6 protein-coding genes are annotated in these 4571 nt (G+C 72.6%); 5 read left to right on the top strand and 1 reads right to left on the bottom strand.

The genetic code is table 11. From position 1 onward, the window contains the following. The 4 genes from crtI to Q6969_RS13085 all read left to right on the top strand — a co-directional run. On the top strand, positions 1–1714 hold a 1714-nt coding region (gene crtI, locus Q6969_RS13100), incomplete at its 5' end, for a phytoene desaturase family protein (RefSeq protein ID WP_317230828.1). Beyond that, positions 1714–2058 (top strand): lycopene cyclase domain-containing protein, encoded by a 345-nt coding sequence (locus Q6969_RS13095; RefSeq protein WP_094116772.1) that lies wholly within the window; start codon positions 1714–1716, stop codon positions 2056–2058. The genes crtI and Q6969_RS13095, both read left to right, overlap by 1 nt. Then, the gene (locus tag Q6969_RS13090; protein WP_317230827.1) at positions 2055–2423 is read left to right on the top strand and encodes a lycopene cyclase domain-containing protein; all 369 of its coding nucleotides are present in this window, start codon (positions 2055–2057) and stop codon (positions 2421–2423) included. Before Q6969_RS13095 ends, Q6969_RS13090 begins: the two co-directional genes overlap by 4 nt. Beyond that, entirely contained in the window at positions 2416–3312 is an 897-nt protein-coding gene (locus Q6969_RS13085; protein ID WP_317230826.1) for a prenyltransferase, read from the top strand. The genes Q6969_RS13090 and Q6969_RS13085 overlap by 8 nt, the downstream gene beginning before the upstream one ends. A 12-nt stretch (positions 3313–3324) precedes the next feature. Here the strand turns inward: Q6969_RS13085 and Q6969_RS13080 are convergent, their stop codons facing one another. Then, a complete protein-coding gene (locus tag Q6969_RS13080) occupies positions 3325–3645 on the bottom strand; it encodes a hypothetical protein (protein ID WP_317230825.1) in 321 nt (106 codons plus the stop codon). 127 nt (positions 3646–3772) lie between these two features. On the opposite strand from Q6969_RS13080, the gene Q6969_RS13075 reads away from it, so the two are divergent. Then, a complete protein-coding gene (locus Q6969_RS13075; RefSeq protein WP_317230824.1) occupies positions 3773–4504 on the top strand; it encodes a hypothetical protein in 732 nt (243 codons plus the stop codon). Positions 4505–4571: the final 67 nt, after the last annotated feature.

The raw sequence follows: 4571 nt of genomic DNA, 5'->3' as shown, positions 1-4571 counted from the left end.
CGCCACGGGCGCCGAGCCCTCCGGCCTCGACGGCCGACTCGTCCGCCGTGCCCGCGGACCCCGCGCCGCGCGCCCCGTCCCCGCCCCGTCCGACCCCGAGCAGCAGGAGAGCGCCATGACCGCACCCACCGCCATCGTGATCGGCGGCGGGATCGCCGGCCTCGCCTCCGCCGCGCTCCTCGCCCGCGACGGGTACCGCGTCACCCTCGTCGAGGGCCGCGACGACGTCGGCGGCCGCGCCGGGTCGTGGGAGAGGGACGGCTTCCGCTTCGACCTCGGCCCCAGCTGGTACCTCATGCCCGAGGTGTTCGACCACTTCTTCCGGCTCATGGGGTCGAGCGCCGCCGAGCAGCTCGACCTGGTGCGCCTCCCCGGCTACCGGGTGCTCTTCGAGGGCGACCCGGACCCCATCGACATCCGCGACTCCCGCGAGGCGAACCTCGACCTGTTCGAGAGCGTCGAGCCCGGATCCCGCCCCGCCATGGCCCGCTACCTCGACTCCGCGAAGGACGTCTACGAGGTCGCCAAGAAGCGCTTCCTCTACACGACCTTCGCCGACTACCGGCCGCTGCTGAGGCGCGACGTCGTCACCCGCACGGGCACGCTCGCGAAGCTGCTGCTCACCCCGCTCGAGACGCACGTGGCCCGCTACGTGCAGGACCGCCGCCTCCGCCAGATCCTCGGCTACCCGGCCGTCTTCCTCGGCTCCTCGCCGAAGCTCGCGCCGAGCATGTACCACCTGATGAGCCACCTCGACCTCGAGGACGGCGTGCTCTACCCGCAGGGCGGCCTCATCACGGTCATCGAGGCCATCGAGCGGCTGGCCCGCGCGGAGGGCGTGGAGATCCGCACCTCGTCGCCCGTCTCGCGCATCGTCACGGAGCCGACGACGGCCGGACGGGCGCGGGCGCGCGGCGTGCAGATCACGACCGACGCCGGCACCGAGACGCTCGAGGCCGACGTGGTCGTCTCCACCGCCGACCTGCACCACACCGAGACCGAGCTCGTCCCCGAGGCGTTCCGCACGTACCCGCAGTCGTACTGGGACAAGGGCACCGCCGGGCCCGGCGCCGTGCTCGTGTACCTCGGCGTCCGCGGCGAGCTGCCCGAGCTGCACCACCACACGCTGCTGTTCACGGAGGACTGGGACGAGAACTTCTCCCGCATCTTCCCGCCGAAGGGCGGCACGACCTCGGTGCCGGATCCCGCGAGCATCTACGTCTGCAAGCCCAGCGCCACCGACGGCTCGGTCGCGCCGGAGGGCCACGAGAACGTCTTCATCCTCGTGCCGATCCCCGCCGACCCGACCATCGGCCGCGGCGGCATCGACGGCGCCGGCGACGCGCGCGTGGAGGAGATCGCCGACCGCGCCATCCAGCAGATCTCCGACTGGGCCGGCATCCCCGACCTCGCCGAGCGCATCGTCCTCCGCCGCACATCGGGCCCCGGCGACTTCGCCGCCGACCTGCACTCGTGGAAGGGCACCATCCTCGGGCCCGCCCACACGCTCACCCAGTCGGCCATGTTCCGTGCCGGCAACACGAGCAAGCGCGTCGACGGTCTGCACTACGCGGGCGGATCCACCATTCCCGGCATCGGCCTGCCCATGTGCCTCATCAGCGCCGAGATCCTCGTGAAGCGCCTCCGAGGCGACACGTCCACCGGCCCGGGCGCCGAGCCGCTCGTGCCCACGGTCGGCCGCCCGGTGGTGTGATGGGCCTCCTCTACCTCGCGGCACTGCTCCTCACCATCGGCTGCATGATGCTCATCGACCGTCGCTGGCGCCTGTTCTTCTGGCGGGACCCGATGGCCGCGGCGCTCACGACGGCCATCGGCGTGGCGTTCTTCCTGCTGTGGGACATCGCCGGCATCTCGCAGGGCATCTTCTTCCGGGGGGAGACCTCGTTCATGACCGGGATCCTCGTCGGCCCGGAGCTGCCGCTCGAGGAGGTCTTCTTCCTCACGCTGCTCTGCTACCTCACGATGAACCTCGTCAACGGGTTCAGCCGCCTCGCCGACCACCACGTCGCCCGGGCCCGGGAGCGGGCGAACCGATGAGCTACCTCGTGCTCGACCTGCTGTTCCTGCTGCCCGTCGCGGTCGTCGGGTTCCTGTTCCGCCGCCTGCTCCTGCGCGAGGCCGCCGCCGTGCCGTACGGGTCGAGCCGCTTCGACTACCCCGAGTACTACTGGTACCGCCGGATGCCGGTCGTGATCCTGCTCGCGATGACGCTGGTCTTCGACAACATCATGATCGAGGTGGGCCTCGTCGGCTACGACCCCGACAAGCTCGTCGGCCTCATCCTCCTCAACGCGCCCATCGAGGACTTCGCGTACGCGATCGCCGCCCTCGTGCTGCTGCCGGCCGTCTGGTACCTGCTGCGCCGGCGGCGCCGCGTGTCGGGGATCGAAGCCCATGGGTGACGTGCGCGTGCGCCCGGGTGCGGCCCGGGCGCTCCGCACCATCGCGCTGTCGTCGCGCCCGCTCTCCTGGGTGAACACGGCGTTCCCCTTCGCGGCCGCGTACCTCACGGTCACGCGCGAGCTCGACCTCACGGCCGTGCTCGGCACGCTCTACTTCCTCATCCCGTACAACCTCGCGATGTACGGCATCAACGACGTCTTCGACTACGAGTCCGACATGCGGAACCCGCGGAAGGGCGGCGTCGAGGGCGCGGTCCTGGCGCGGGCGATGCACCGGCCCGTCCTCATCGCCGTGCTCGTCACCAACGTGCCGTTCCTCGCCTACCTGGTGGCGGTGGGCTCCGCGGCGAGCATCGCGGTGCTCGCGGTAAGCGTCCTCGCGGTCGTCGCGTACTCGCTGAAGGGCCTCCGCTTCAAGGAGCGGCCCGTGCTCGACTCGCTCACGTCGAGCACGCACTTCACCTCGCCCGCCGTCTACGGCATCGTCCTCGCGGGCGGCGCGTTCACGCCCGCGCTGTGGGCGATCCTCGCCGCGTTCTTCCTGTGGGGCGTCGCCTCGCACGCGTTCGGCGCGGTGCAGGACATCGTGGCCGACCGCGAGGGCGGCATCTCGTCCATCGCGACCGTGCTCGGCGGCGCCGCGACCGTGCGGATCGCCGTGCTCGCGTACGCGGCAGCCGGGGTGGCGATGCTCTTCACGGGTCTGCCGGGCATCATCGCGGCCGTCCTCGTCATCCCGTACATCCTCAGCACGGCGCCCTTCTGGTCGATCCGCGACGAGGACGCGGAGGCCGCCAACCGCGGCTGGCGCCGCTTCCTCGGCCTCAACTTCCTCTCCGGCTTCGTGGTGACCATGCTCCTCATCGCGTACTGGCTCACGAACCCCTGACGCGCGGTGCCGTCAGTAGTGCGTCGGCATCATGCCCGCGATGAGCTCGCGGCGGCGACGCGCGTGCTCGCCCGCGAAGGACAGCAGCTCCATGTCGTGCTCGCGCATCCACGCGACGGCGTCCTCCAGCGTGACGGCGGTGGACACCCAGACCCGGCGGCCCGACGCGTCGACCGCGTCGGCGTAGACCTCGAAGACGGGCTCGGCCCCGGCCGCGCGCACGGTGGGCACGACGTACCCGAGCACGGGCTGGGATGCGACCTGCACGCGCCAGGCGCCCTGGTGGAAGCGGGCGTGCGGGTGGTGGATGAGGGGCTCGGGCTCGCGGGACATCGGTGCTCCTGGTGTCGGGACGGGGGCGAGCGCCCGGCCGCGCTCGGGGACGACGATAGGCTCGGCGTCCGACAACGGGGGTGCTCGGGCGCATGATGGTTCCACGCCCCTCGATCCCCAGGAGCCCATGACCCCGCCGATCCGCATCCTGCACCAGGCCGTGCGCCCGTTCGTGGCCGCCGGCCTCCGCGGGGGCATCCCCACTCCGCTGACCGCGACCGTCCCGACGGACGCGCCCGTCGGCGTGGTCCCGGGCCCCGATCCCGACCGCATCCTGGCGCTCGGCGGCATCGGCGGATCCGGCGTCGGGCTGCGCACGCACGCGGACGGCGTCGCGGCCCGGACGGCGACGTCCCTCGCCGAGCTCACGGGGCGGGGCGTCGAGTGGCGCACGGTCCCGCTCGCCGACCAGCACATGGCGGCCACGCAGGACGCCGTGCGGCAGGTCACCGAGCTGCACCGCTACGACGTCGTGGTCGTCATGCCCGGGGTCGCGGACGCGCTCGAGCTCGCGCGCACCACGCCGTGGGTGCACCGGCTGGAGGACCTCCTCGACCACCTCGTGGAGCAGACCGCCGACAACTCGCTCGTGCTCGTGTCGGACGTGCCCCAGGTGTCGCAGTACGTGGAGGCCGGCGCGTTCGTGCGCGGCCTCTTCCGCGACCACGCGATGCACCTCTCCGAGCGGAAGGCCGAGGTCTGCGGCCGGTTCCCGCAGGCGGTGTCGGTGAAGCTGCCGGACGCGGGGCCCGTCGACTTCGAGGGCGGCGAGTTCCGCTACTCGTCCATGTACCGGCGCTGGGGCGCGTACGTCGCCCGCGTGGTCGCCGACCTGCAGGCGGAGCGCGGCACGTCCTGAGCCGGCCCCGGCGCGAGGTCCCGGCCGGTCGGGCGCCTAGCGCCCGCGACGCCCGCCGCGCGGCGGG

The organism is Clavibacter sp. MX14-G9D (assembly GCF_032917815.1).
GTDB classification, from domain to species: Bacteria; Actinomycetota; Actinomycetes; order Actinomycetales; family Microbacteriaceae; genus Clavibacter; species Clavibacter michiganensis_K.
Note: the sequence above shows the minus strand (reverse complement) of the source record. Positions and strands in the feature narration are given on the sequence as shown.

Bases quoted from the DNA above. Each gene is read 5' to 3' on its own strand.
- Q6969_RS13085 (WP_317230826.1), top strand. From the start codon at position 2,416: ATGGGTGACGTGCGCGTGCGCCCGGGTGCGGCCCGGGCGCTCCGCACC.
- Q6969_RS13080 (WP_317230825.1), bottom strand. From the start codon at position 3,645: ATGTCCCGCGAGCCCGAGCCCCTCATCCACCACCCGCACGCCCGCTTC.
- Q6969_RS13095 (WP_094116772.1), top strand. From the start codon at position 1,714: ATGGGCCTCCTCTACCTCGCGGCACTGCTCCTCACCATCGGCTGCATG.
- Q6969_RS13090 (WP_317230827.1), top strand. From the start codon at position 2,055: ATGAGCTACCTCGTGCTCGACCTGCTGTTCCTGCTGCCCGTCGCGGTC.
- Q6969_RS13075 (WP_317230824.1), top strand. From the start codon at position 3,773: ATGACCCCGCCGATCCGCATCCTGCACCAGGCCGTGCGCCCGTTCGTG.